Source organism: Dactylosporangium cerinum, from assembly GCF_042653625.1.
Taxonomy (GTDB): domain Bacteria; phylum Actinomycetota; class Actinomycetes; order Mycobacteriales; family Micromonosporaceae; genus Dactylosporangium; species Dactylosporangium cerinum.
In genome coordinates, this window is the sequence record NZ_JBHSIU010000062.1 from 1 (window position 1) to 4,297 (window position 4,297).

At 69.0% G+C, this 4,297-nt stretch carries 4 protein-coding genes and 2 pseudogenes; 1 reads left to right on the forward strand and 5 read right to left on the reverse strand.

What is annotated here, in order from left to right; translation table 11 throughout:
- The 3 genes and pseudogenes from ACFPIJ_RS42080 to ACFPIJ_RS42090 all read right to left on the reverse strand — a co-directional run.
- Positions 1-739 (reverse strand): annotated as a pseudogene (locus tag ACFPIJ_RS42080) (IS701 family transposase); the annotation flags it as partial.
- Between the two features lie 70 nt (positions 740-809).
- Positions 810-1,043: a GNAT family N-acetyltransferase gene (locus ACFPIJ_RS42085; RefSeq protein ID WP_380124267.1), complete on the reverse strand. Its 234-nt coding sequence runs from the start codon at positions 1,041-1,043 to the stop codon at positions 810-812.
- Positions 1,044-1,497: 454 nt separating this feature from the next.
- The gene (locus ACFPIJ_RS42090; RefSeq protein WP_380124269.1) at positions 1,498-1,626 is read right to left on the reverse strand and encodes a hypothetical protein; all 129 of its coding nucleotides are present in this window, start codon (positions 1,624-1,626) and stop codon (positions 1,498-1,500) included.
- A 10-nt stretch (positions 1,627-1,636) separates the two neighbouring features.
- Here ACFPIJ_RS42090 and ACFPIJ_RS42095 point away from each other — a divergent pair, with 10 nt between their 5' ends.
- Positions 1,637-2,641, forward strand: a complete 1,005-nt coding sequence (locus tag ACFPIJ_RS42095) for a glycoside hydrolase family 6 protein (protein ID WP_380124271.1) — start codon at positions 1,637-1,639, stop codon at positions 2,639-2,641.
- A gap of 211 nt (positions 2,642-2,852) precedes the next feature.
- Here ACFPIJ_RS42095 and ACFPIJ_RS42100 read toward each other — a convergent pair whose 3' ends face one another.
- Together ACFPIJ_RS42100 and ACFPIJ_RS42105 are read right to left on the reverse strand one after the other, a co-directional pair.
- Positions 2,853-3,500 carry a GH12 family glycosyl hydrolase domain-containing protein gene (locus tag ACFPIJ_RS42100; RefSeq protein WP_380124274.1) on the reverse strand — a complete coding sequence of 216 codons (648 nt, stop codon included), beginning with the start codon at positions 3,498-3,500 and terminating at the stop codon, positions 2,853-2,855.
- A gap of 560 nt (positions 3,501-4,060) precedes the next feature.
- Positions 4,061-4,216, reverse strand: a pseudogene (locus tag ACFPIJ_RS42105) (IS6 family transposase); the annotation flags it as partial.
- Positions 4,217-4,297 lie beyond the last annotated feature (81 nt).

The following is a 4,297-nucleotide window of genomic DNA, read 5'->3' on the forward strand; positions in this document are numbered from 1 at the left end:
CGAGCGGCCTGGAGAAACGGACCAGCGGCAACACTGACACCGCGCTCCAGGCCGACTCAACTTGGTAGTGGTCCAGACCGGTCTCGTTCTTCGATGTCTGGAAGCACTCCTCGATCGCCCAGCGGGTCCCGGCGACCCGGATCAGTTCCTCGTCGCTGGTGCCGTCCGGCCCGTAGCACAGGTAGTACGCCAGCTCGTTCGGTCTGGCGATGCTACGGCGGACCAGCAGCCAGCGGGTGCGGCCGTGCTCGGCGGTGCCGGCGTCCGGCAGCGTGGCAACCGCCCAGTCATAGACCCGTGGGCCTTTCACGCCGTCACCGCAGCTGCGTCGCTTCCAGGCGAGCGCCGGAGCAGCGGCGGCCAGAGCGTCAGCGCGGGCGCTGCCGCGCTCAGTCGGAATCTTCTGGTTGCTGGCCACGGCCAGGACATAACTGATGTGCCGTTGCTGCAGCCACAGCCGGAACTTGCCGTCCTTGCCGTAGGCCTCGTCGCCGGTCACCCACTTCGCTGGCAGGCCGGCGTCCACCGCGCGGGCGAGCATCTGCAGACCGAGCGCGGGTTTGGTCGCGAAGCGCACTGCGTCATCGATCCCCGCCTCGCGCCGCCGTGCCAGGTCATCGCACCAGGTCCGGGGCAGATACAGCTCCCGGTCCAGCAACACCCGCCCACGCGGACTCGAGTAGGCCAGAAACACCCCGAGCTGGCAGTTCTCGACCCGCCCCGCGGTGCCGGAGTACTGCCCGCACCACTCCGATCGCCCGCATGGCAGGTTCGAGCGCGAATCCGGCCCGCTGGTAGCACCGCATCGCCTACGGATCCAGCCACGAGTGCTGCAGCAGCCGGCCGCGCGCGTCGGCGCCGTAGCGCAACGCCGCTTCGAGCAGCCGCCGGCCCACGCCGCGGCCCTGCAGGGCCGGCCGGACATGCAGGTGAGCCAGGTAACACAGCCCCTCCCGCAGCCCCGCCATCGCGGCACCGCACAGCTGACCGTCCACCGTGTCGACCCACGCGCCGGAACTGTCCAGTTCGAGGAGCTGACCCACGATGGCAGCGCCACTGTTCGAGCTAGGCACGGCCGGCCCGCCATAAGGCTCCGCGGTTGTACCGACCTGCTGCAGGCTGCCGAACCAGAACACCCGGCGGGAGTGGTGGGTACACCAGGTCCCAGGTGAACGCCCGCGCCAGCTCGGTGGTCGCACGCGCCAGCTCGGTATCAGGGACGGTGACTCCGGCTATCGTCCTGCCATTGTCGGAAATAAATTCCTTCTCACTCGCCATGAAGGCCGTTCCAACGAAGTTCCAGGAATGACCGGCTAGCGGGCACCGCGATTCCGCCGATTTAACCGGCCGCCGGGAAACGCCGCGCGGCGGCTGTCGACATGGGTGACTATTCGCAGACCTGGATGTCTGAAGCTTTCCTTAAATCACCAGCTCAGATCTTGAGACGGCCGCGCAAACCGATACGGTCCATTGGGAGCGCTCCCCTGCTCATGCACATCACTGAAAGGAGCCGCTCTTGTCGCGCAACAGATCACGCGGTGCCGTGACCGCAGCAATCGCCGGGGTCACGGTGGCCGTTTCGGCAGGGACAATGATGCTCGTCACGAATGCATCGGCCGTCACCACTCCCAGCACCTTGTTCCGGGACCCGGACTCGCAGGCGGCGCGCTGGCTGGCCGCGCACCCGGACGACGCCAGGGCGGCCGTCATCCGCGACCGCATCGCGAACCAGCCCCAGGGCCGGTGGTTCACCACCTACAAGCCCGACACCGTCACCGCGGAGGTGGCCGGGTTCGTCGGCAAGGCCGGGACTGCCGGAAGCGTGCCACTGCTCGTCATGTACGCGTTGCCGAACCGTGACTGCGGCGGGGCGAGCGCGGGCGGGGCCCCGGACATCGCCGGCTACAAGACGTGGGTGCGGAACTTCGCCGAGGGACTGGGTTCGCGGCCGGCGATCGTCATCGTCGAGCCGGACTCGCTCGCCCTGCAGACGTGCCTCGACGAGGCGCGGATCGCGGAACGCGACGGTGCCATCGCGTTCGCGGTGAAGACCGTCAAGGACGCCGACCCCGCGGCCAAGGTGTACCTCGACGGCGGCCACTCAGACTGGAACCCGCCCGCCGAACAGGCCCGGCGCCTCACTGCGGCCGGCGTGCAGAGCGCGGACGGCTTCTTCACCAACGCGTCAAACTTCCGCCGCACGGCGGACGAGGTGGCGTACGGCAAGGCGGTTCTCGCCGAACTCGGCGCGCCGCGGCTGCACTTCGTCGTCGACACGAGCCGCAACGGCAACGGGCCGCGGGGCAACGAGTGGTGCGACCCCGCCGGGCGTGCCATCGGCGAGACACCGACCCTGAACACCGCCGACCCGGCCGTGGACGCGTTCCTGTGGATCAAACCGCCGGGAGAGGCGGACGGCTGCCAGGGCGGTGCCGGCACGTTCTCGCCGGACGTCGCCGTCCAACTGGCGAACACCGCCGACCCGTCACCGTCACAGACGACCGCTGCACCGGCACCGTCATCAACAGCCGGATCACCGGGCCCGTCACCGACTGCCGCTACACCGGCACCGTCGCAGACGGCCGGATCATCGGCTTGGAATCTCCTTCGCAGCCTTCTGCGTCTGCTGTGGGGCTGGTGATGAGCGTCAGCGACGGTTGACGGCGGGTGCGTGGATGCCGCCCATACGACGGCATCCCACGCACCTCAAACCGGTGACAGCAGACGGTTCAGGAACACCCACCACCGCTCGGCGACGACCCGTTGCCGTCGACCCGCGCGCTGAAGTCCTTGACGGCCGGGCCGGTGCCGCCGACCCACGGCTCGAATCCGGCCTGGATGCTGGCCAGGTGTCACGCGTCGATGACCTTGCTACGCTTCTTCACGTTGGTGATGAAGCCTCGGACGTCGAAGCTCCACATCGTGATGGATGACCGTGCGACGTACGCGACGACGTAGCTCGTACCGTTGAAGCCGAACCAGACATTCCAGGCGCCGCCGTCGACGGTCGCCGTCGCGACTTTCGCGCCGACCGGACGGATCGGGCCGCGCTTGGCGAACCAGATCATCAGCTCCTGCTTGCTCACCACCTGCGTATTGGGCGCCGGGTCCAGCCAGATGGCGTAGGAGACGCTGTGTGTACCGCCGCTCGGGGTAGGAGAAGCGCACACTGTTGCTGGCACTGCGGATCTGCCGATCCGCATGGGCAGGTCGGTGCCCGGCGAACAGTTGCCGTAGTGGCAGCTGTAGTGGACGGCGGTGTACGACGCGGGCGCGCCGTTGGTCGGCCTGTGGTGGTCAGCGGTGACCGCGAAGCCGGTGCCGGTGACGCTGAGGCATTGCGGGGTGTCGGCGCCCAGCGGTTGTTCATGACGACGTAGCGGGTCCCGGACGACGGTGGAACCGTACTTGTCGCAGAGCTGCGTGCTCGCCTGCGCCGTGCCGCCACCGGCCACCGCGATGATGGCGGCGGAGGCGGGCGCCAGGCCGACGGCGGCCAACACGGAAGTTGGACGTGTCACTGTGCTCCTCAACCAACCTCCTGCTGCTCTCGGAGGTGGTCGCCCTGGCCGAGTCGTTCGCCGTCGGCCGCTCGGGCGGCCTGCGCGACGACTAGCTGCGGGACCTGCTCGGCACGAGCCCGCTGCTGCCCGCCGGTTCCCAGAGTCCTCGGAAGATCCGGCGGCGACGGAACGAGCCGGATCAGCGCACGCGCACACAGCGCGGTACCGCCGAACGCCAGCCCGGCCAGCGCCGCGCTGGCGCCGGGCGGCCGCCCTCATCCCGGCACTGCTCGACGGCTCGTGGGCCCGCAATCTCGACCTGACCGCCGCCAACTCCCCATACCTGGCGTTCCCCGTGGCCGTACACGCGGCCACGGCGATCGCCCTGGTCGTGTTCGTCCGCCGGGACTGGCTGCGTATCGTCCGCCGGGCTCGTCACCTCGATCCGCGATCGGCGCATCACCGCCGGCGATCAGCGGCTGACCTGGCTGCTGATCATCGCCACCATCCCGGTCGGCTTCGCTGGTGTCGCGCTGGAGCACACCGTGCGCACCGCCCTGGGCAAACCGGTAGACGGTGACGTGGTCGGCCTCGACGCCACACTCGACCAGCAGTTCCTCAACGCGGCGGTAGGACAAGCTGGACCGTAGGTGCCAGCGCACTGCGACGACGATCACCTCGGCCGGGAACCGGAAGTCGGCAAACGCTGACATCGGCGGCAGCCACGAGCGTGGGCGGATCGATGACTTCACTGCTCACTGGTGCACCATCCCTGTATCCGAGTCGCCCGTTTG